The organism is Klebsiella sp. C349492 (genome assembly GCF_042055345.1).
Lineage (GTDB): Bacteria > Pseudomonadota > Gammaproteobacteria > Enterobacterales > Enterobacteriaceae > Klebsiella > Klebsiella scottii.
Genome location: NZ_JANQCE010000002.1, coordinates 502,833 through 524,722 on the forward strand (window position 1 = coordinate 502,833; position 21,890 = coordinate 524,722).

Below are 21,890 nucleotides of genomic sequence, written 5' to 3' on the forward strand. Positions count from 1 at the left end.
ACAGGGTAAACATGATGAAAAAAATAACGCTTTCTCTTATTGCGCTTGGGCTGCTCAACTCCGTAGCCGCCTATGCTCAAACCCCAACGCCGGTGCCGGCCGCTATCGCTGAACATAACGGGCCGATCCGCATTGCGGTGATCCGTAACCTGGGTTCCGATGATAACACCACCCAGTTTGTGTCCGGGGCTATCCAGGAAGGCAAGAAGCTCGGCTTTAAAATGAGCACCTTCCTGAGCAACGGCGACGACGCGAAATTCCAGGACTTCGTCAATCAGGCCATTAGCCAGAAATATGACGGCATTATTCTCTCCCAGGGGCGCGATCCCTACTCGACCGCGCTGGTGAAGAAGGCGGTGGACGCCGGGATTAAGGTCGCGGTATTCGACACCGCCGTCAGCGGCGAGATCCCGGGCGTGACCGTGACCCAGCAGGATGACGCCTCCCTGACCGATCTCTCTTTTGGTCAGCTGGTGAAAGATTTCAACGGTAAAGCCAACATTATCAAGCTGTGGGTCGCCGGCTTCCCGCCGATGGAGCGCCGTCAGGTGGCTTACCAGGCGCTGCTCAAGCAGAACCCGGGCATCAAAGAGCTGGAGTCGATCGGCGCCGTCTCCTCCGACGTGCAGGGCGATACCGCCAACAAAGTCGGGGCGATCTTAGCGAAATACCCGAAAGGCAAAATTGACGCGATTTGGGGCACCTGGGACGCCTTCAGCCAGGGGGCTTATAAGGCGCTGAAAGAGAACGGCCGTACCGAAATTAAGCTCTACAGCATTGATATCTCTAACCAGGATCTGCAGCTGATGCGCGAATCCGGCAGCCCGTGGAAGGTGAGCGTGGCCGTGGATCCGAAGCTAATCGGGGCGACCAACGTACGTCTGGTGGCCAACAAGATTGCCGGGGAGCCGACGCCTGCAACCTACGATTTTAAAGCCGCGGCAATCCCTCAGGCGCTGCTGGCCGCGCAGCCGGGGGCGGTAAACGTGGCGTCGCTTGGCAAAATCATTCCGGGCTGGGGCCAGACCGAAGACTTTATCGCCCCGTGGTTCGCCACCCTGGAAGCTAAAAACAAGTAAGGAGCAGGTATGGCGACGGAACTCCCGCGTCCCGATTACAGCCGCAATATGCGGCTGATTGGGCATAGCGATCAGGGCGGACGCCCGGATGGCGTCCAGCTGATGGTGCATCGTGGTTTTGCCTATATCGGCCACATGGTGTCCCAGGGTTTTTCGGTGGTGGACGTTCGCGATCCGAAAAACCCCAAAGCGGTGAACTACATCGCCGCGCCGCGCGGCACCTGGAACGTGCACCTGCAGGCGCACGACGATCTGCTGCTGGTGATCAACGCCCGGGATCTCTTTGCCGACGCCCGCTTTGCCGACGAGAAGGTCTACTATACCCGTTCGGTGGGCGAGACGGTCAGCGACGTACGGGAGAAGGGCTGGAGCGCCGGGCTGCGTATTTTTGATATCTCCGTTGCGGATAAACCGCGTGAAATCAGCTTTCTGTCGCTCGACGGGATCGGCATTCACCGGATCTGGTACGTCGGCGGCCGCTGGGCCTACGTTTCCGCGCTGATCGACGGTTTTAGCGACTATATCTTCCTGACCATCGATCTCGCCGATCCGCGCAAGCCGCAGGTCGCCGGGCGCTGGTGGCTGCCGGGGATGAACCAGGCGGCAGGGGAGACGGCGAGCTGGCCGCAGGGGAAACGCTACGCCCTGCATCACGCCATTATCGCCGGAGATACCGCCTACGGCAGCTGGCGCGACGGCGGTCTGACCCTGCTCGACGTCAAGGACCGCACCCAGCCGAAGCTGATTAGCCACCGCAACTGGAGCCCGCCGTTTGGCGGCGGCACCCATACCGCGCTGCCGCTGCCGGATCGCGATTTGCTGGTGGTGCTCGACGAAGCGGTGCTCGACAACCAGCAGGACGGCGAGAAGCTGATCTGGCTGTTCGATATCCGCGACCCGGCGAATCCGGTCAGCATCTCGACCTTCCCGCAGCCGCGGGAGAGCGACTATGTGGCGAAAGGGGCGCATTTTGGCCCGCATAATCTGCATGAGAATCGCCCCGGAAGCTTCGTCAGCTCGACGCTGATTTTCGCCACTTACCAAAACGCGGGCGTGCGGGCCTATGACATCTCCGACCCGTACCGGCCGGTAGAAACCGGGGCGCTGGTGCCCGCGGCGCCGGAGAAGATGATGGATACCCGTCCGGGTCGCCCGCGGGTGATCCAGTCCTGCGACGTGTTCGTTGACGCGCAGGGGATTATCTACAGCACCGACTATAACGGCGGGCTGTCGGTGATCGAGTATTTGGGGTAGGGAAGTGCGGTGAGCGGGTAGCCCGGGCAAAGCAGCGTTAGCGCCGCGCCCGGGAATACACGGGGAACGGCTTAGCTGTACTGGCGAATGCGGGCGATCAGCTCGTCGACGCTGTCGATACGTTCGGCAATCACGATCAGCGCTTTGCCGAGCGAAATCGCATGGCGCAGACATTCATGGCGCATGGCCCGATCCTCAATGCTGTCGATATCGGCAACGTGCGACAGGCCGACGCTGCGGCGAATCAGCTCGGTTCCGCAGAAGCCAATCGCATCCGCCCACACTTTTTTCAGGAACGCTGAGGCATAGCCGGGATAAGCCAGCGCCGCATCGCGGCTCTTCTCCGCCGCCAGCGCCTGGAAGCGTTCGGCAAAGGTCGTCCACAGCGCCTGAATATCGTTCAGGCGCTGTTCGCGCGCGGCGGCGGCGTCGCGAATGCCCAGATGGCCCGGCAGGCCGCAGTAGTTCAGCAGCAGGTTGCCGATGGCGGTGCCGACATCAAAGCCAATCGGGCCGAAATAGCCGAACTCGGCGTCGATGGCCTTAAAGCTGCCCTCGGCAACGAAAATTGAACCGCTGTGGATATCGCCGTGCAGCAGCGCTTCCGCCTGGGAGAAGAAGCGGTGCTTGAGCGAGGCCACCGCCAGCCTGAGCTGGCTATCGTGGCGCAGGGCGGCAATATCGTCCTCCAGCTCCGGCGGATAGCTGTTGCGTTCATGAACCTGGTAGGGGTCGTTGAAGAACAGATCCTCGGTTATTTCACACATCTCCGGGTTAATAAAGCGCGCGACCTGGGCTTTTTTATCGTGAGGATGGAGATAAAAATCGCTGGTATGGAACAGCGCCTGGGCCAGGTATTCGCCCAGCTGGCTCGCCGCCTGCGGATAGTAAACGTTGGCGATAAGCTCGCCGCGCCAGATGCGGTGATCGGAAAGATCCTCCATCACCATCACCGCCAGTTCAGCATCGAAATGGTGAATTTTTACCGTGTGCTGCGGGCAGTGTTGATAGTGGGTCACCAGCGTCTGCGCCTCGAGTCGGGCGCGATCGAGCGTCAGCGGCCAGGACTCCCCGACGCAGCGGACGTAGGGCAGCGCCTGCTTAACGACAATGCGGCTCACGCCCTGGGTATCAAAAATTTTAAATACCAGGTTGAGGTTACCGTCACCCACTTCCTGCGCGGACACCAGTTCCGACGGGTCGTCGAGACCGCCAAATTGTTGTGCATAAGCCACCGCATCGCTGGCCGTGAAGGTATGGTATTGCGACATTGCCTCGATCCTCAAAAGTTCCGGTTAAGCCGTTCAGACGTCTATACTTCTGGATTCCATCCTGACACAATGTGATACAACAACGCAACAGGGATTTAACGACATGCAGACACTACAGACCACCAGCCTGCGGGTAAGCGAAAATCAGCTTTTTATTCTTGACCAGCAGGCATTGCCGCAGGAAAAACGCTGGCTGGCGGCAGATAACGTTTCGTTACTGGTTGACCATATTCACGCTCTGCGGGTGCGCGGCGCGCCGTTAATCGGTCTCTCTGCCAGTCTGCTGTTAGCGCTTCTGGCGCAGCGCGGCCTGACCCGCGATGAGCTATCGCAGGCGCTGGATACGCTGCGCGCCGCGCGCCCGACGGCGGTCAACCTGATGAATAACCTCGACCGCATGAAGCTGGCGCTGGCGAAAGAGAACTATATTCCGGCTCTTGAAGAAGAAGCGCTGCGCCTGATCGCTGAAGATAAGCAGCTGTGCGCCAGCATCGCGGAAACCGGCGTCAGCCTGGTCAAAGCGGGCAGTCGCCTGCTGACCCACTGCAACACCGGCGGGCTGGCGACCGCAGGGGTGGGCACGGCGTTAGGGGTGATCGCGCTGGCCCATCAGCGCGGCCTGGTGGCGAACGTGTGGGTCGACGAGACGCGCCCGCTGCTGCAGGGCGGCCGTCTGACCGCATGGGAGCTGGGTGAGCTGGGGGTGCCCTATCAGCTGATTACCGATTCGATGGCCGCCAGCCTGATGGCTAAAGGGCAGGTCGATGCGGTGTGGGTTGGCGCCGATCGCATTGCCGCCAACGGCGACGTGGCGAACAAAATCGGTACCTATTCGCTGGCGGTGCTGGCGAAATATCACGGTATTCCGTTCTATGTCGCCGCGCCGCAAACCACGCTCGACCGCGGCTGCCCGAACGGCGAGGCCATTCCTATTGAACAGCGCGCGGCGGCGGAAGTGACCGGCGTGGCCGGCAGCTTCGGCGCGGTGCAGTGGGCGCCGGCGGATGCATCGGTTTATAACCCGGCGTTTGACGTCACGCCTGCGGCATTAATCAGCGGCTGGGTGCTGGACAGCGGCGTCGTTACCCGCGAGCAGGTGGCGGCCGGAGCATTTGCGCCAAATATTGGCTAACGGCGCGGGTCTGCCGCCGGATAGCGGATCTGCTCCGGCTGGCGCTGCAGAATGATTTTGCCGCGGCGAATGGAGGTCAGCACTTTGGCCTGACGCCGCACGGCGTCATAGTCATTTTCCGCATCAAGGATCAGCAGGTTCGCCGGGCGGCCTTCGGCGATACCGTAATTATCGCCCAGGCACAGCGCCCGGGCGCTGTTATCGGTAATCAAATCGAGACAGCGCTGCAAATCTTCATACCCCAGCATATGGCAGATGTGCAGCCCGGCATCGAGGATGCGCATGATGTTGCCGTTGCCCAGCGGGTACCAGGGGTCCTGAATGGAGTCCTGGGCAAAGCAGACGTTAATCCCGGCGCGGTCCAGCTCCGCCACCCGCGTCACGCCGCGGCGTTTTGGCCAGCTGTCGAAGCGCCCCTGCAGGTGAATGCTTTCGGTTGGGCAGGAGATAAAGTTGATGCCCGACGCCTTGAGCAGGCGGAACAGCTTCGAGCAGTAGGCGTTATCGTAGGAACCCATCGCGCAGGTATGGCTGGCGGTGACCTGCGCGCCCATGCCGCGTACCCGAGCCTCTTCCGCCAGCACTTCCAGAAAGCGCGACTGCGGGTCATCGATTTCATCGCAGTGCACGTCCACCAGGCAGCCGTGGCGCTGGGCCAGGTCCATCAGAAAGGCCAGCGAGCTGACGCCCTTGTCGCGGGTGTTCTCGTAGTGCGGAATGCCGCCCACCACGTCGGCGCCCATTTCAATGGCGCGGGTCATCAGCTCTCGTCCGCCGGGGAACGACTCGATCCCCTCCTGCGGGAAGGCGACGATTTGCAGGTCGATAAGATCGGCAGCCTCTTTTTTCACCTCCAGCATCGCCTCCAGCGCCGTCAGGGAAGGGTCGGTGACATCAATGTGGGTGCGCACGTGCTGGACGCCGTTATCGCGCAGCATACCGATGGTCTTCAGCGCGCGCTGGCGCGTATCTTCTACCGTGACGCTCTCTTTACGCTGGCTCCAGCGGGTGATGCCCTCAAACAGCGTGCCGCTCATATTCCACTCCGGCTCGCCCGCCGTGAGGGTGGCGTCAAGGTGGATATGCGGCTCGACGAACGGCGGGATAACCAGCTTTTGCTGCGCGTCGATATCGCTGGCGTCAGCCGCCCGCGCGGCGGCCTGCGGGGCGATGCTTTTAATCATGCCGTCCTGTAACTCAAGGGTATAGAGCGCTTCTTTATGGCGCAGGCGCGCGTTGATAATTTTCATGGTTGTTCCCGTAAATGGTTTTGCGACATACGCCAGATCGCTAAGGCGACCGAGGCGTTGAGATGAAACTGCGGATGGCTGACCGGATAGCGGGTCAGCTTTTCAATACGTTGGATACGCTGATGCAGGGTGTTGCGGTGAATGCCCAGCCGCTCGGCGGCCCTCATCACGTTGCCGTTCTCCTGGAGCAGGGTTTCCAGGGTCTCCATGAGCAGCCACGGGCTTTTACGATCGGGTTCGATCAGGCAGCCAAGGGTGTCGTGCATAAAATCGCTCAGCAGCGTGGGATCGCCGACGGCGGAGAGCAGCTTGATAAAGCCCAGCTGCTGATAGTCGCTGATGCGCTGAGCCGGGCGCAGGGTATCGCTGAGATCCAGCGCCTGGCGCGCCTGCGACAGCGCCCGCTGATAGCCCTGCAGCTCCTGCACCGGCGCGGAGAGGCCGCACAGCAGCGACATCCCGTCATCGCCCTCCGCAAGCTGGAGCAGCCACTGCTGTAGCCACTTTTTCTGCTGATAAAATTCGCCTTCCTCATCCGGGAGCAGGAACAGCAACATATTGCTGCGCTCTACCAGCGGGAAGGGGTTGCCCTGCTGGTTAAGCTGCTGCTGCAATCGCTGGCGCACGGTGCGACGGGCCTGCTGCAGCCAGGCTTCGGCCTGCTCCGGCGGAAACTGGCGAAACAGGCGCTGAATCCCCTCAAGGCGCAGCGCCGCCACCCGCAGCGGGCGGGTAAAATCCAGCTGCTGATGAAGCGCGCGTTGATGCAGGATTTGCAGGTCGGGATAGTCGCCGGTTAACAGCTGCAGCAGAATATCGCGCTGCGACTGCAGCGCGTTTTCGCTGCGCACCAGCGCGGTACCGATGCGCTCGGTGACGATCACCATTTTGAGCAGATAGGGCTGTTCGATCAGCGGAATGCCCAGCTCGTCGGCCAGCGCGATCAACCGCGGAGGGATCGTCTGGATATAGGCGTCGCCGGTCAGGATCACCATGCCGGCGATCCCGCGCTGCTTGCCCTCCATCAGCAGATGGATCAGGTTCTCCTCATTGCGGGGATGGTTGATCCCGGTGATAAACACCAGCTCTCCGCCCATGATCCACTCGGCGATATTTTCATTTTCCGCGACGTAGTACCAGCGCACCGCCAGCTGGAGCCCCTGCCGCCCCGCGCGCAGCCGCATCGCCGAGAGTCCCTCCAGCGCGAGGATTTCGCTGACCGTCAGGCTCATGGCTACTGCTCCGCAGCCGCGTCAGCCGCGGGCTGGCGTTTGCTCAGGCGGGTCAGGATGATATAGACCAGCGCGGAGACGGAGATGCCCACCAGCGGCGCAACCCACGGCGACAGGTAAGCCACCAGCGCGCCGACGGCATAAGCGCCCAGGCCCAGCCAGTTGAAGCGCGGTAAGCGCGCGGTTTGCAGCAGAGGATAGCGTCCGCCGCGATAAAACCAGTAGTCGGCGAGGATCACGCCGCCGATGGGCGGGATGATGCTGCCCAGCAGAACCAGGAACGGGATCAGCATTTCGTACATCCCGCCAATGGCCAGCAGAATGCCGACGCCGGCGGCGACAACGGTCAGGGTCCGGCGGCGTTCGCTGCGCAGCAGGTGGCAGGCGGCGGCCGAAACGTTATAGATTGTCGGTCCCTGAATCGTCAGCAGATTGAGGCACAGCATGACCACCGCGGCGACGGAGAGCCCCTGCAAAATCAGCACTTCCACGATATCGGCCTGCTGATAAACGATGGCGCACCAGGCCCCGGCCACAATCATCAACCCGTTACCGATAAGGAAGCTGCCCATGCTGGCGAGGATGGCGGTGCGGCTGGAGTTAGCCAGCCGCGTCCAGTTCGTCGCCTGGGTCGCGCCGCTGGCGAAGGTGCCAAATACCATCGTGATGGCCGCCGACCAGGTCATGGTTTCGCCCGGTTCGATTTTGGTCATCGCCTGCCAGCCGCCGGCGTGGTGGGCGGCAAGGTACATCGAGACCACCAGCAGGATAAACATCAGCGGGACCGAAACCCTCGATAGCGCATCCAGCCCCTTATAGCCCACCAGCGCGGTGACGCAGAACAGGATGCCGAACAGCACCATCAGCGGAATGGTCATCGCCTCGGGCAGGGCAAGGATTTTGACCAGCGAAATAGCCACCGTTGCGGTACCCCAGGCGTACCAGCCCAGCTCGGCGAAACCGAGAATAAAATCGGCGAGCCTGCTACCGATCTCGCCGAAGCAAAAACGCCCCATCAGTACGGTGTTCAGCCCGCTGCGGGCGGCAATCCAGCCGAGCGACGCCGCGTACAGGGCCAGCAGAAAGTTGCCGATAACCGCAATCCACAGCAGGTTAACGATGGAAAAAGAGACGCCGAGCTTACCGCCCGCGAACATCGTGCCGGTAAAAAAGGTAAAGCTGAACAGAACCATGGAGATTGAAAACAGGCCCTTGCGCCCTGAGGCCGGCGCTTCGACGAGCGGGAAATCGTTGCTGTTTGACATAGTGGAACCTCTGAGTGGTCACCCGAATGGCGATGCCAGAGGGGTAGCAAGAGGTGTGCCAAAAAAAGCGGGGCAACGGGAACATATTGGGGTATGCAGTGTGCACATAAAAAGGCGTTAAACGGCGCCGTTTTGCCAGAATGGTGTGCATGGTGCAAAGTTTTGCACCAGCGTGGAGCAGCCGTTCGGACTTTGCCATCGCGCGCGGTCGCTATCGCCGGCGCTGAAATTTACGCCAGCCGCACGCAGAACGATCCCCCGTCTTTTTAGCGGCCCGCAGCGGGTAATATTGGCGTTATGAAAACGTTCAGTTGTATCACTGTTAAAAACGGTAATTTCATATGCATTTCTGATATAACCATTCTTAATGTAAGCCTTTCCTGAAATATTGTTCAGCCGGGCAGGCGGTGTTAGTATCGGATAAATAGCCATTTAGACGGCTAAAGAACGTTGTCTCGGGATACCCTGTTTACCATTTTGAGTCACAGCAGCGCCCACGCTGCCAGCAACAACGGCGCCCGAGCGTCAAGGTTCTCAAAATACCATCGCTAAACTAAGGAACTGCTATGTGGCAAGAAAGACTCGCGCAACTGGTCACCACCTGTCATTGGATCGGTGCGAAGGGCTGGGCGCCGGCGACCGGCGGCAATATGTCCGTGCGCCAGGATGAGACCTGGTGCTGGCTCAGCGAGTCGGGACGCGATAAGGGCAGCCTGACCAGCGAAGATTTTCTGCAGGTTGATATTGCCAGCAATACCGCGCCTTCCGGGCGCAAGCCCTCGGCGGAAACCGGGCTGCATACCCTGGTCTATCGCCTGTTCCCCGAGGCCAACGTCGTGCTGCACGTCCATACCGTCAACGCGACGGTGCTGTCGCGCATCGAGAAGAGCGGGACGCTGGCGCTGCAGGGCTACGAAATGCAGAAAACGCTGACCGGCCAGCACAGCCATCTCGACACCGTCCCGGTGGCGATTTTTGATAACGACCAGGATATCGACGCCCTGGCGGCGCGCATCGAAGATTATGCGCAAACCCGCCCGCTGCGCTACGGCTTCCTGCTGCGCGGCCACGGTCTGACCTGCTGGGGGAAAGATATTAACGAGGCGCGCCGTCAGCTGGAAGGTCTGGAATTCCTGTTCGAGTGCGAGCTGATGCGTCGCCGCTACGAGCGCGACTAATTTTCAATAAGCGATCGGATCAGGCATGGATTTTTATCTGGGTATCGATATCGGCACCTCGCGCGTCAAGGCGGTGCTGTTTGATGAGCATTTTCAGGCGCGGGCCAGCGCGGCGGAGAATACCGGGCCGCGTCTGTCGGCTAACGGCTACGCCGAGCAGGATATGGCGCAGCTGTGGCAGTCGGTCATCGCTATTTTGCGCCAGATTGCGCAACGCCCGGAGCTGCAGAGCGGGCGCTTAAGAGCCATTGGCCTTGCCGGGCAGGGCGAAGGGGTGTGGCTAAGCGATGCCGAGGGCGAGCCGGTCGGGCCGGGGATCCTGTGGAGCGATACCCGCAGCCGGGAGCTGATGAGCGATCTGCTGCGCCGCCCGGGCTTCGATCGCCGCTTTTTTGCCGAGACCGGCACCCACCTGCAGCCGTGCAATACCAGCATGCAGCTATGCTGGCTCCGGCATTATCAGCCGGAGCGGCTGGCGGCGGCGCGCTATCTGTTTTTTGCCAAAGACTGGATCCGCTTTCGCCTGACCGGCGTCGCGGCGCTGGATATCACCGATGCCAGCACCTCGCTGCTCAATCAGCAGAGCGGGGAGCTGTCGGCGGTGGTGCTGAATGAAATGGGGCTTGCCGACCTGCATCATCTGTTCCCGCCGCTGCTGGCGCCGGATGCGCAGGCCGGCGCCCTGCGCGACGAGGTGGCGGAGCTGACCGGGCTGGCGGCCGGTACGCCGGTGGCCGCCGGCGCGCTCGACGTGTGCAGCGCGGCGCTCGGCTGCGGCGCGGTGAATGACGGCGATATCTATACGATCCTCGGTACGACCTGCTGTACCGGCATCGTGTGCCACGGTCGTCAGACGGTGAACGAAGGAACGCGCTACGTCACCCATACCGAAGCGGGGAGCTTTATTAACCTCTTTCCGATGCAGGCCGGAACGCCGAATATCGACTGGCTGCAGCAGCATATCTCCCTGAGCCCGGATCTCCAGCAGCTTGAGCGGGCGATTGCCGACGTCGAGCCCGGCAGCGGGGGCGTGTTCTGGCAGCCCTATCTGAACGGCGAACGCGCGCCGTTTTATAGCCCGGATGCGCGGGCCGGCTATTTTGGCATCAGCCAGCATACTACCCGCGCCGAGCTGCAGCGGGCGGTCTTTGAGGGGCTGGCTTACGCCATCGTCGACTCGCTGCAGGGCTATCCGCAGGGCGGAGAGCTGTACCTGACCGGCGGCGGCGCGGCCTCCGCGACCTGGCTACAGATTATTGCCGACTGCAGCGGCAGAACGGTGGTCTCCAGCACCTTTAACGAACTCAGCGCCCGCGGGGCGGCGATTCTGGCAGCCCGCAGCGTTAACGGACTCTCGCACTACCCGCAGCTGGAGCAGACGCGCTATCAGCCAGATCCGCGGGCGCACGCCCGCTACGCCGCGCTCTATCCGGTTTATCGCCTGCTACGCGAACAGATGCTGCCCGTCTGGCAGGCCAGGCAGGAGGCGCTTCAACGTATTTCTCAGGAATCAGACCAATGAAAATTGTATTTACCGCTGAACACTCCGGCGATCTTGCGGCGTTCCACCAGCTGGGCGATCTGCGGGTTGAGGGATGGGCGCTGGGCAAACCGAAGCTCAGCGCCGACCAGCTGATCGATCTGGCTCACGATGCCGAAGTGCTGGTGACCAGCTACGACGACGTGACGGAAGAGGTGATCGCCGCCTGCCCGCGCCTGAAGGTGATTGCCTGTACCCGCGCCAATCCGGTGAATATCGACGTTAAAGCCGCGGCGGCGCGCGACATTCGCGTGCTCTACACGCCGGGCCGCAACGCCGACGCGGCGGCGGAGCTCACGCTTGGGCTGATGCTGAGCCTGGCGCGGCATATCCCGCAGGCGCACGCGGCGCTGAAGCGCGGCGAGTTTACCAACGCCGACAATGCGGCGGCGGTCACTCAGGCCGGGCTGCGCCGCGACGTGGTGTGGGACGTGAGCCCGCAGAGCCCTTACGAGGTGTTTAAAGGCAGCGAGCTGCGCAATAAAACGCTGGGGCTGATTGGCTACGGGAATATTGGTCGCCGGGTGGCGCGTATCGCCCGCGCGTTCGGCATGGCGGTGCTGGTGGTGGACCCGTTCGTGGCGGGCGAGGATATCAACGAGCCGGGGCTGCGGAAAACCACTCTCGAAGCGCTGTTCCGCGAGGCGGATATCGTCAGCCTGCATCTGAGCAGCGGCGCCGGCAGCGACGGCCTGGTAAACGCGCCGCTGCTGAACAGCATGAAGCCCGGCGCGCTGCTGATTAACACTTCCCGCGCGGCGGTGGTTGACGAGGAGGCGCTCATTCACGCTCTGCGCCACGGGCCGCTGGGCGGCGCGGCGCTGGACGTTTATCATCGCGAACCGCTGTGGCGCGATCACCCGTTTGTCACCGAGTTTGCTAACGTGATTATCACCCCGCATATTGCCGGCGCGACCCGCGAAAGCATCAGCAAGCATACGGCGATGATTGCCGCCGATCTCCAGCGCTACGTCGCCGGCGAGCCGCTGTTATACCAGTGGCGCTAAGCGCGGGGTCGCAGGCTATCCGGCCCGATTCGCGGCCATAAATGCCAGGGTGTGGTCCCAGTCGATCACGCCCGCATCCGATCCCAGGCCGGTGGCGACCAGCGCCGCCGCGGCCGATGCCACTTCGCAGGCCTCTTTTTCGTTCAACCCGCGGGCCAGCGCGGCAATAAAGCCGCCGCAGTAGCTGTCGCCGCAGCCGGTAGTATCTACCGCCTCTACGCGCCACGGGGCGATATGCTCGACGCGACCGTCGCGGGTCAGCAGCCAGGAGCCGTTGGCGCCGTCTTTCAAAATACAGGTCCCCACGCCGAGGTCGAAGAAGAAACGGGCGATTTCGGCGGGCTCGCTGCGTCCCGACAGATAGGCGGCCTCCTCCAGCGAGGGCATAAAGTAGTCTACCGACGGCAGCAGCGGGCGCAGCAGATCCAGGGTTCGCTCATCGGGGGCGATCAGGTCGAAGCTGGTGGTGACGCCGCGCGCCCTGGCCGCCGCCAGCAGTCGCGCGCTCTGACCCTGGTCCATTGCCGCCAGCAGACCCGTGCCGCCGTGATGCAGGAAGCGGCAGTCGAGAATCGAGGCGAACGCCTCTTCGCCGACGAACAGCGCATCGGAGGCGCCGCGACAGTGCAGCGCGGGCCGCTCGCCGTTCGGGCGGATAGGCAGGATCGTTGCCGAGGTCTCCTTTTGCGTCGTGCGCTGAATCAGCGAGCAGTCGATTCCCAGGCGCGCGTAGCTGGCGAGAATAAAATCGGCTTTTTCATCGTGGCCGAGGCAGGCGACGGCGGCGGTGCGAACGCCGAGCTTCGCGGCGTTGATATTCGCTCCGGCGGCGGTGCCCGCCGGGTTCAGGCGAATTTGTTCGATAAAGGCCACCCCGCCGCGGGGCGGGATGTCGAGAACCGGTCGACCGGCGATATCAAGGATCGTCAGGCCGACAAAAACGGCGTCAAAGGCTGCCATAGATACTCCGTTAACGATGCTGCTGACGCAGACGCGCCTGCCAGAAAGAGAGGGCCAGCGCGACCACCAGAATGACGCCGACCAGCGCGTCTTTGACCAGGTAGTTAAGACCCATCAGGTTCAGGCCGTTATCAATGATGGCGAGGAACAGTACCCCGCCGAGGGTACCGGCGATGCTGGCCCGGCCCTGGCGGTTAAAGGCGGTGCCGATAAAGACGGCGGCAATCGCATCCATCAAATAGGACTGGCCGGCCAGCGGCGTAAACTGCCGCAGGTTAGCGGAGAGGATCACGCCGCCGATGGCGCACAGCGCTGAGGCCGCGACCAGCACCCATAGCATGGTCAGCCGATCGCGGATCCCGGCGATGCGCGCCGCTTCCCCGTTCTGGCCAATGGCGCGAACGTACTTGCCGAAGAGCGTGCGCTCGGTAATCAGCCAGGCCACCAGCCACAGCGCCAGCACGATAACCACTGGCGTCGGAATACCGGCGATATTTCCCACTGCCAGATCGTGGTACTCCGGCGCCATCCGGCGATAGGCGATCGAGCCGCCGCCGTCGGTATAGATCCGCTCCACGCTGCTGGCAATAAACCAGGTCCCGAGGGTGGCAAGGAACGGACGGATCTGGCAAATCAGGATCAGAAAGGCGTTCAGCAGACCGATGATCGCCCCGCCGAGCAGGGCATAGCCCACCGCGGCCTGCCACGGCAGGTGCCAGGTTTTCAGGGCCACCAGCGCAAAGGCGGCGCCAAAGTCGAGCGCGACGCCAACCGAGAGATCGATGGCGCCCGCGCTGACGATGAGGGTCATCGCCATCGCCACAATCAGCAGAATCGCGCTGCCCTGGAGCAGGTTTGCCCAGTTATCAACGGTCAGAAATACCGGGTTAGCCCAGCCGAACAGGGCAATAGCCAGCAGGGTGATAATGCCGAAGCCCGCCCGCGACAGATAGGCCAGCGGGCCGCCGGCGGTCTGCTCCGGCGATGAGGATTTGAGCGTCAGCTGGCTCATTGATTGCCTCCGTGATGTCTGACCGCAGAAGCCGCCAGCACGATAAGGATCAGGGTGCCTTTGATGGCGCCCATCCAGAAAATATTGACCCCCAGCAGCCCGAGGCCGTTGGAGAGGGCGTTGACCAGCACCGCGCCAAGCAGCGCGCCCCAGATGGTGACGACGCGCCGGCGCGAGAAGGCGGCGCCGATAAAGGTCGCCAGCACGGTCTCCAGCAGCAGCGGCGTGGCGGTACCGCTGGAGCTGCCCGAGCCCTGGCTCAGCAGCGGCAGAATCGCCAGACCGGCGGCGATGCCTGCCAGCAGCCAGACGTAAACCGTCAGCCGGCGCACGTTAAGCCCGCTCATTTGCGCCATATCGCGGTTGCCGCCGACCGCCTGCAGATGCTGGCCGAAGCGCGAGTGGTGCACCAGCAGCTGGAACAGGACGAATACCGCCAGCAGATAGATCAGCGGCCAGGGGATGCCGAGCAGCGTCTGGTCGCGAAAAGCCACCATCAGCGGATCGCTGACCGCAATGCGCCGCTGGCCGGTGAGTAAATCGGTCAGGCCGGTAAAGGCCACGGAGGTTGAGAGCGTTGCCAGCAGCGGCGGCAGCCCGGCGACCAGCACCAGCCCGGAGTTGATCGCCCCGCAGGCGAGGCAGACCACGAGCGGCAGGAGCAGCAGCCACAGATAGGACATCTGCCACTCCACCATGCCGAGGCTCAGAAGCGCGACCCCGAGCACCGCGATGGCGGGAAGCGAGAGGTCGATCCCGCCGGTGACCACGTCATCGCCGCCGACGGCAATCACGCAAACCAGTCCGAAGCAGAGAATGGCCAGCGGCACGCTCTGCACCAGCATCATGCTGATATTCTGCCAGCTTAAAAAGAAGGGCGACTGGAGGCTAAGCCAGACCAGCAGGGCAAAGAAGAGAATCAGCGGAAATTTTTCGATAAGCGTCGTTATGCCCGGCAGGCCGCGGCGTTGGATACCCGTACTCATAACTGTTGTTCCTGTCCACCGTTAATCGTTGCCAGCAGGGCGTCGAGCGTCAGCCCCTGGGTGGTGAGATTCGCCACCAGCTCGCCGCGCCACATCACGAGGATCCGATCGCATAGCCCCAGCAGCTCCGGCGCATCGCTGGAGGAGACCAGCACCGCGCGTCCGCGATCCGCCAGCTGGCGGGTTCGCTGATAGATATCGCTGCGGGCGCCGATATCGACCCCGAGGGTCGGTTCATCGAGAATAAAAAGCCGCGCATCGGTGCCCAGCCAGCGGGCCAGAATCGCCTTTTGCTGGTTGCCGCCGCTCATCAGCCGCACCGGCAGCTCCGGGCGGCCGGGGCGGATAGAGAGCTGCTCAATCCAGCTGCGGGCTTTCTCCAGCGCCAGCCCTCGGTGTTCCCAGCCGAAGGTGGCGGTGTCCGACAGGGAGGCCAGATTAATGTTATCGGCGGTGGTGAAGGGGAGGATCAGCCCCTGATGGCGGCGGTCGCGGGGCACCAGCGCCATGCCGGCGCGAATCGCCTGCTTCGGCGTGCGTATGCGCTTCGGCTGACCGTCGATGCTAATCACGCCGCTGTCCACGCGCTTCAGGCCGTAGAGAAGGTCGACCAGCACGTCCCGCCCGGCGCCCAGCAGGCCGGCGACGCCGACGATTTCTCCGGGCTGGATATCAAAGGTAATGTCGCGCAGCTGATGGCCGTCGCCGAGCCCGCGCACCGACAGCAGCGGCGTGCTGGCGTCGGCTTCAGGCGGCGCGGACTGGCGCGGGGTATAGAGCTGCTCTATTTCCCGGCCGACCATCATTTTGATCAGCGCATCGGTATCCTGCAGCAGCGAGCGGTCAGGGTAGCCCACCACCTCGCCGTTGCGCAGAACGGTTCCGCGATCGCAGAGGGCGGCGATTTCGTTCAGATAGTGGGAAATATAGAGAATGGCTATCCCCTGCTCGCGCAGGCGCAGGATCGCCGAGGAGACCAGGCTGGCCTCCTGCGCTTCCAGCGGCGCGGTGGGTTCATCAAAGACCACCAGCTTCGCGGCGCCGTCGATCAGCGCCCGGGCGATTTGCACCAGCTTACGTTCGGCAAGGCTGAGATCGCGAATTAGCCGCCGCGGGTTAATGCTCAGCTGCCAGCTATCGCGGAAAAAGGCCTCGGTGGCGGCGTTCATGCGCTTTCTGTCCAGCGCGCCCCAGCGGTGGCGATACTCCTGGCCGAGAAAAACGGATTCCGCCACCGTGAAGTGGGCAATCAGGTTGAGTTCCTGGTGGATAACGCGGATGCCCATTGCTTCAATGGCCGCAGGGTTGCCGAACGGGATCGCCGCGCCATCGAGGGTGGCGCTGCCGCTATCGGCCTGGTACACGCCGGCAAGGATCTTGATCAGGGTGGATTTTCCGGCCCCGTTTTCGCCGATCAGACCGTGAATTTCACCGGGGTTAAGAAGCAGCGTGACCGCATTTAATGCAGTCACGTTGGCAAAGCTTTTGCCGATCTGGCTCATGACCAGACCAGCGGCGGGGCGCTCCCCGCCGAGGGGTTGATTAATCACTGCAGTTCGCCATATCCCAGCTGTTTGTAGACCGCTTTCGCTTCCTGCGGGCCCTTCACCGGGACCACCGGAATAAAGGTTTGCAGCGGCAGAGCCTGTTTAGCGAAGTAGTGCGCGACGTTGTCGGCCGACGTCTGGCCAATCAGGTGCGGCTGCTGAGCGACGTTAGCGACGAACGGGCTGCCGGGTTCGGCCATAATCTCCAGCGTTTCCGGGCCGGCATCGATGGCGGTGACCTTCACGTCTTTGTCGCGTCCGGTCTCTTCCAGAGCCTGCACGATCCCGATGGCCGGCTGATCCCAGCAGGCGACGTGGATGGCATCCAGTTTGCCTTTCGGATACTGGCTGAGCAGTTCGAGGGTTTTCTTACGCGCATCTTCCGGAGAGTTGGCAAACTGTTCGGCCAGCTCCGGCTGAATAATATGAATATCCGGATAATCCTTAAGGACATATTTCCACTGGTCGTAGCGGATGCCGCAAATTCGCAGCGAGCTGGAGAATGCATTAAATACCGCAACGTTACCTTTGCCGCCTAATTCATCGGCCATATAGCGGCCAATGGTTGAACCCAGGGTGTAGTTGTCGGAGGTCGTGTTATTGACGGAGTATTTAGACACGTGGTCCACGGTAAATACCGGGATGCCGGCATCGCGCAGCGCTTTAAATTTAGGTTCAACGGCGCTGTCGCCGAGAATACTAATTACGGCATCGACCTTGCGTGATAATAAAATATCGTGGTTATTGGCGTGTACCTGATTATCACGACCGCCGTCGACGCCGATGACTTTACCACCCAGTTTTTCAACCTCTTCGGTGGCGCCTTTATAGGCTTCGCGATCCCAGAAGTGCTGGGTGCCGACAACGGCGACGCCGATGGTTTTCCCCTGCAGCGACAGGGGCTCTGCGGCGGAGGCGCTGACGGAGACGAGCGTCATCAGACCCAGTGCGGCGGGCAGTAATTTTATTCTCTGCGACATTCTTATTATAGTCCTGTGATAAAGGTGTTTGCGGATTCGTAGCATGACAATAACGACCACGCAACCTCAAATACAAAATATGTCTAAGTTATACCAATAATGGTATATCGACGGAATAGGGCAGGAAAACTTAATTTTACCCGCTATAACCTGAAAATATTTCATGATGCTGAAATTAAGCCGTATTTATATTGTGGGTATAAGGTAAACGCGCTGACTTTTATTGCAAACGGTAATTGCTGCTTAATGATGGCTATATTTATGGTGGGATATGGTGAATATAACCCAGGGCTCGCGTCATGCGGATGGTTATCGGCTAAAGTGACAGGATATTATAGTGTCATCGGCATTTTATCTTCAGCCAGCTCCCGACTTATTATAGCGGCCTTTATCGGGTGACAAAAAAACGGGCAACATGAATAAACAACATAATCTGGCGGTGATGCACTGGGGAACCTGGCAGGTGCAAACCCGCGATGGCGCCATTGATGCCGTCGTACCGGTCGCCTGGGATAAAAATCCCTCGCGCATCGGTCAGTCCCTCACCGATGCGGTCACCAGCAAAACGCGCATTCGTCGTCCGGCGGTGCGGGCCGGCTATCTGAAAAATGGCCCCGCGTCGCGGGAAGGTCGCGGCAAAGAGCCCTTTGTAGAGGTGAGCTGGGAGGTCGCCCTCGACCTGCTGGCCCGTGAACTCACTTCGGTGAAGGCGCGCTGCGGGAACGAAGCCATATACGGCGGCTCCTACGGCTGGGCCAGCGCCGGGCGTTTTCATCACGCCCAGAGCCAGCTGCATCGTTTCCTGAAATCTTTCGGCGGCTACACCGCCAGTACCAATACCTACAGCAGCGCCGCCGGCGAGCGTATTTTGCCGCATGTGCTGGGGCCGCTTAGCCCGCTGCATCGTCAGCATACGCACTTCTCTGAGCTGGCGCGGGAGTGTCAGCTGTTCGTGGCGATTGGCGGCCTGCCGCTGCGTAACTCTCAGGTTAACGGCGGCGGCGCCAACGACCATATGCTGAAGCACTGGCTGGAGAAGATGCAGGCCAACGGCACGCGCTTTATCAATATCAGCCCGGTCAGCAACGATCTGAGCGCCGTCGACTCCGCGCAGTGGCTGGCGGTGCGTCCGGGGACCGATACCGCGCTGCTGCTGGCGCTGTGCTACGTCCTGGTTACCGAATCCCTGTACGACAGTGACTTTGTGGCCAGCCACACGGTGGGCTTTGCTCCCTACCGCGCCTATCTGCTGGGAGAGCGTGACGGGGTGGCAAAAACGCCGCGCTGGGCGGCGGCGATCGTGGGGATTTCCGCGGAGCAGATTGTCTCCCTGGCGCGCGACATGGCCAGCCAGCGCACGATGGTCAATATCTCCTGGTCCATTCAGCGCGCCCGCCAGGGGGAGCAGGCCTACTGGGCAACGGTCGCCCTGACCGCGCTGCTGGGGCAGATTGGCACCCCGGGCGGAGGGCTGGGCTTCGGCTACGCCTGTACCAACCTGGCGGGCGCGGCGCGCAAAGCCTTTTCCGGCCCCCGTCTGCCGGCGGGGAAAAATGCGGTTAACAGCGCGATCCCGGTGGCCCGGCTGGCGGACATGCTGCTGCACCCCGGCGGCGAATATGAGTTTGATGGCCAGCATCTGCGCTACCCTGATATCCGCCTGGTCTACTGGGCGGGGGGCAATGCTTTTCACCATCATCAGGACCTTAACCAGCTCTGCGAGGCGTGGCGACGGCCGGAAACGGTGGTGGTGCATGAGCAGTACTGGACCGCGCAGGCGAAGTTTTCCGACATTGTGCTGCCGGTGACCACCTCCCTGGAGCGGGAGGATATCGGCAGCGGCGGGCATGACGGATTTATGATTGCCATGAGCGCGCAGATCCCGCCGGTTGCCGAGGCCCGCGACGACTACGCGATTTTCTGCGATCTTGCCGCCCGGCTGGGCTGCGGCGAGCGCTTCAGCGAAGGGCGCAGCGTCGGGCAGTGGCTGCGGCATATTTATGATGAGTCGCGCCCGCGGGCCCGGGAAGAGGGCATTGAGCTGCCGTCGTTTGAGGATTTCTGGCAGCAGGGGGTGCTGGAGTACAGCGCGCCGGAGCAGCCGCAGGTCTTCCTGGCCGATTTTCGCGCCGACCCGCTGGGCTCTCCGCTCTCCACGCCGTCCGGCAAGATTGAGCTCTTCTCGCAAACCGTCGCCGACTTCGGCTACCGCGAGTGCCCGGGCCATCCGTGGTGGGATGAAGAGGAAGCGAGCTGGCAGCGGGAAGAGGCCAGCCGCTGGCCGCTGCATCTGCTGTCCAGCCAGCCGCGCACGCGTCTGCACAGCCAGTACGATCATGGCAGCGTCAGCCGGGCGACCAAAATTCAGGGGCGCGAGCCGCTGTGGATGCATCCGCAGGATGCGCAGGCGCGGGGAGTAACCGAAGGCAGCGTGGTGAAGGTGCATAACGCCCGCGGAGCGATTCTGGCCGGGGTGCATCTCAGCGAAGGGATCCGCCAGGGGGTAGTGCAGATGGCCACCGGCGCCTGGTACGATCCGCTGGACCCCAGCGAAAAAGGCTCCCTGGATAAGCACGGTAATCCGAACGTGCTGACCGAAGATCGCGGCAGCTCGCGGCTGGGCCAGGGCTGTAGCGCGCAGAGCTGCTGGGTCGAGATTGTCCCGTGGCGCGAGGCGCTGCCGCCCATTACCGCGTTCGATCCGCCGGCGTTTATCAGCGCGGACGCGTTGCCCTGAACGGCAGCCCGGCGGCGCAGGGCCGCCGGGCTGGATGAAGGAGATTACGCCAGCCGTGGGTAGGCGTCGGCAATATCATCCCCGGTAAACTTCGCCACCCAGCCTTCCGGGTTATCGAAAATTCGGATGGCGGTGAAGTTCGGTTCCGAGCCCATATCAAACCAGTGCGGCGTGTCGGCGGGGACGGAGATTAAATCGTTCTTCTCGCACAGCACCTGGAACACCTCATTGCCGATATGCAGGCAAAACAGCCCGGCACCCTCGACGAAGAAACGCACCTCGTCCTCGCCGTGGGTATGCTCGTTGAGAAACTTCGCGCGCAGCGCCTCTTTCTGCGGGTTGTCCGCGCGCAGGCTGATAACGTCCCAGCTCTGGTAACCCTTTTCGGCAACCAGCTTATCAATCGCGTGCTGGTAGGCCTCAAGCACCGTTTCCGGCGTTGGCGCGACGCCTAAATCGCGGTCGGCCTGCCAGCGCTCAAAGCGTACGCCTTTCGCCTTTAGCTGCTGCTGAATTTCGTCGGCGTCGGTGCTGTGCCAGATGGCGTTCCCGGCGTCCTGGTCAGAAAAAATCGTTAATGCGCTCATGCAGGTATTTGCTCCGGATGAATGTCGTCAAAACGCTGAATCTGCGGATGATGGCTGGCGGGGTCGCGATCGCCGCGTACCAGCTGCAGGGTGCGAAAACCGGCCTCCTCGGCGGCATCCAGCTCCTGATGGATATCGGAAAGGAACAGGATGGCGGCAGGGTGGTGACCCAGCTGTTCAGCAATGTTGCGGTAGGACTGCGCTTCGCGCTTCGCGCCTACCAGAGTATCGAAATAGCCGTTGAACAGATGAGTAATATCACCTTCGTCGCTGTAGCCAAATAACAATTTCTGCGCAGCGACCGAGCCTGAGGAATATACATATAAATCAATTCCCTGCGACTTCCACTTTTCCAGCGCCGGCAGAACATCGGGATACAGATGGCCGGTAAAGTCGCCGTTAAGGTAGCCATCGCGCCAGATAATCCCCTGCAGCGCCTTCAGCGCGGTGGATTTGCGATCCTCCTGCATAAAGGCAAATAGCGTATCGATAAGCTCGGCGGTGCTGGCAGCGGGAGCGGCGATTTCGTGGCGGAGGTTATCAAGGATCGTTTTGACCGGCTCAGCGTACTGCTGGGCGGTCACGAAGCCTGCTAATCGTTCACGGGCGTACGGAAACAGAATGTTATGTACGAAGCGAATGTCGCTGGTGGTACCTTCAATATCGGTCACGATGGCGCGGATCATGGTTTCTCCAGAGTGGGCGTTACGCCGCATTGATGGTGGCGGCAGACCATAGCCGGCCTGACATCATCATTTATACACGTCATTGCGCAAAGCGCGTTGCGGCTTTTTTGCATAACGGCGCATATAGACGTCTAAGCGTCTCGATTGCCAAATATTAACATCGTGTTATAGTGGCTTCAACAACAGC

Annotated in this window: 19 protein-coding genes; 7 read left to right on the forward strand and 12 right to left on the reverse strand. The window is 61.7% G+C overall.

Annotated elements, in window-relative coordinates:
• The first annotated feature begins 14 nt into the window (after positions 1–14).
• Positions 15–1,079 (forward strand): sugar ABC transporter substrate-binding protein, encoded by a 1,065-nt coding sequence (locus tag NWP14_RS10010; protein WP_331850708.1) that lies wholly within the window; start codon positions 15–17, stop codon positions 1,077–1,079.
• 9 nt (positions 1,080–1,088) lie between these two features.
• Complete coding sequence (locus tag NWP14_RS10015) at positions 1,089–2,333, forward strand: LVIVD repeat-containing protein (RefSeq protein ID WP_375215270.1); 1,245 nt, start codon at positions 1,089–1,091, stop codon at positions 2,331–2,333.
• Between the two features lie 71 nt (positions 2,334–2,404).
• Here the strand turns inward: NWP14_RS10015 and mtnK are convergent, their stop codons facing one another.
• Complete coding sequence (mtnK, locus tag NWP14_RS10020) at positions 2,405–3,604, reverse strand: S-methyl-5-thioribose kinase (RefSeq protein ID WP_331850576.1); 1,200 nt, start codon at positions 3,602–3,604, stop codon at positions 2,405–2,407.
• A gap of 103 nt (positions 3,605–3,707) precedes the next feature.
• On the opposite strand from mtnK, the gene mtnA reads away from it, so the two are divergent.
• Complete coding sequence (gene mtnA / locus NWP14_RS10025) at positions 3,708–4,736, forward strand: S-methyl-5-thioribose-1-phosphate isomerase (protein ID WP_095094934.1); 1,029 nt, start codon at positions 3,708–3,710, stop codon at positions 4,734–4,736.
• Here the strand turns inward: mtnA and codA are convergent.
• From codA to NWP14_RS10045, 4 genes are all read right to left on the reverse strand, one after another.
• Positions 4,733–5,986, reverse strand: a complete 1,254-nt coding sequence (gene codA / locus NWP14_RS10030) for a cytosine deaminase (RefSeq protein ID WP_159236034.1) — start codon at positions 5,984–5,986, stop codon at positions 4,733–4,735. The genes mtnA and codA overlap by 4 nt on opposite strands.
• Positions 5,983–7,218: a PucR family transcriptional regulator gene (locus NWP14_RS10035; protein WP_375215271.1), complete on the reverse strand. Its 1,236-nt coding sequence runs from the start codon at positions 7,216–7,218 to the stop codon at positions 5,983–5,985. Before NWP14_RS10035 ends, codA begins: the two co-directional genes overlap by 4 nt.
• Before the next feature lie 2 nt (positions 7,219–7,220).
• Positions 7,221–8,483, reverse strand: coding sequence for a cytosine permease (gene codB / locus NWP14_RS10040; protein WP_095094942.1), 1,263 nt, complete (start codon positions 8,481–8,483; stop codon positions 7,221–7,223).
• 117 nt (positions 8,484–8,600) lie between these two features.
• On the reverse strand, positions 8,601–8,915 hold the full coding sequence (locus NWP14_RS10045; RefSeq protein ID WP_331850574.1) for a hypothetical protein: 315 nt from the start codon (positions 8,913–8,915) through the stop codon (positions 8,601–8,603).
• A gap of 134 nt (positions 8,916–9,049) precedes the next feature.
• On the opposite strand from NWP14_RS10045, the gene NWP14_RS10050 reads away from it, so the two are divergent.
• From NWP14_RS10050 to NWP14_RS10060, 3 genes are read left to right on the forward strand one after another with little or no spacing between them, the layout of a single operon-like run.
• Positions 9,050–9,661 carry a methylthioribulose 1-phosphate dehydratase gene (locus tag NWP14_RS10050; RefSeq protein ID WP_095094944.1) on the forward strand — a complete coding sequence of 204 codons (612 nt, stop codon included), beginning with the start codon at positions 9,050–9,052 and terminating at the stop codon, positions 9,659–9,661.
• 25 nt (positions 9,662–9,686) lie between these two features.
• Complete coding sequence (locus NWP14_RS10055) at positions 9,687–11,183, forward strand: FGGY-family carbohydrate kinase (protein ID WP_375215272.1); 1,497 nt, start codon at positions 9,687–9,689, stop codon at positions 11,181–11,183.
• Positions 11,180–12,208, forward strand: a complete 1,029-nt coding sequence (locus tag NWP14_RS10060) for a 2-hydroxyacid dehydrogenase (protein WP_315301706.1) — start codon at positions 11,180–11,182, stop codon at positions 12,206–12,208. The genes NWP14_RS10055 and NWP14_RS10060 overlap by 4 nt, the downstream gene beginning before the upstream one ends.
• Positions 12,209–12,223: 15 nt before the next feature.
• Here the strand turns inward: NWP14_RS10060 and NWP14_RS10065 are convergent, their stop codons facing one another.
• From NWP14_RS10065 to NWP14_RS10085, 5 genes are read right to left on the reverse strand one after another with little or no spacing between them, the layout of a single operon-like run.
• The gene (locus NWP14_RS10065; protein ID WP_375215273.1) at positions 12,224–13,168 is read right to left on the reverse strand and encodes a carbohydrate kinase family protein; all 945 of its coding nucleotides are present in this window, start codon (positions 13,166–13,168) and stop codon (positions 12,224–12,226) included.
• Between the two features lie 10 nt (positions 13,169–13,178).
• Positions 13,179–14,180 carry an ABC transporter permease gene (locus NWP14_RS10070; RefSeq protein WP_095094955.1) on the reverse strand — a complete coding sequence of 334 codons (1,002 nt, stop codon included), beginning with the start codon at positions 14,178–14,180 and terminating at the stop codon, positions 13,179–13,181.
• A complete protein-coding gene (locus NWP14_RS10075; protein WP_375215274.1) occupies positions 14,177–15,166 on the reverse strand; it encodes an ABC transporter permease in 990 nt (329 codons plus the stop codon). The genes NWP14_RS10070 and NWP14_RS10075 overlap by 4 nt, the downstream gene beginning before the upstream one ends.
• Complete coding sequence (locus tag NWP14_RS10080) at positions 15,163–16,668, reverse strand: sugar ABC transporter ATP-binding protein (protein WP_375215413.1); 1,506 nt, start codon at positions 16,666–16,668, stop codon at positions 15,163–15,165. Before NWP14_RS10080 ends, NWP14_RS10075 begins: the two co-directional genes overlap by 4 nt.
• Before the next feature lie 44 nt (positions 16,669–16,712).
• Complete coding sequence (locus tag NWP14_RS10085) at positions 16,713–17,693, reverse strand: sugar ABC transporter substrate-binding protein (RefSeq protein ID WP_331850570.1); 981 nt, start codon at positions 17,691–17,693, stop codon at positions 16,713–16,715.
• Positions 17,694–18,108: 415 nt separating this feature from the next.
• Here NWP14_RS10085 and NWP14_RS10090 point away from each other — a divergent pair, with 415 nt between their 5' ends.
• Positions 18,109–20,430, forward strand: a complete 2,322-nt coding sequence (locus tag NWP14_RS10090; RefSeq protein ID WP_375215275.1) for a molybdopterin-dependent oxidoreductase — start codon at positions 18,109–18,111, stop codon at positions 20,428–20,430.
• Positions 20,431–20,474: 44 nt separating this feature from the next.
• On the opposite strand, the gene NWP14_RS10095 is transcribed toward NWP14_RS10090, so the two are convergent.
• Positions 20,475–21,017 (reverse strand): acireductone dioxygenase, encoded by a 543-nt coding sequence (locus NWP14_RS10095; RefSeq protein ID WP_095094970.1) that lies wholly within the window; start codon positions 21,015–21,017, stop codon positions 20,475–20,477.
• Positions 21,014–21,703 carry an acireductone synthase gene (gene mtnC, locus NWP14_RS10100; RefSeq protein ID WP_095094973.1) on the reverse strand — a complete coding sequence of 230 codons (690 nt, stop codon included), beginning with the start codon at positions 21,701–21,703 and terminating at the stop codon, positions 21,014–21,016. Before mtnC ends, NWP14_RS10095 begins: the two co-directional genes overlap by 4 nt.
• Positions 21,704–21,890: the final 187 nt, after the last annotated feature.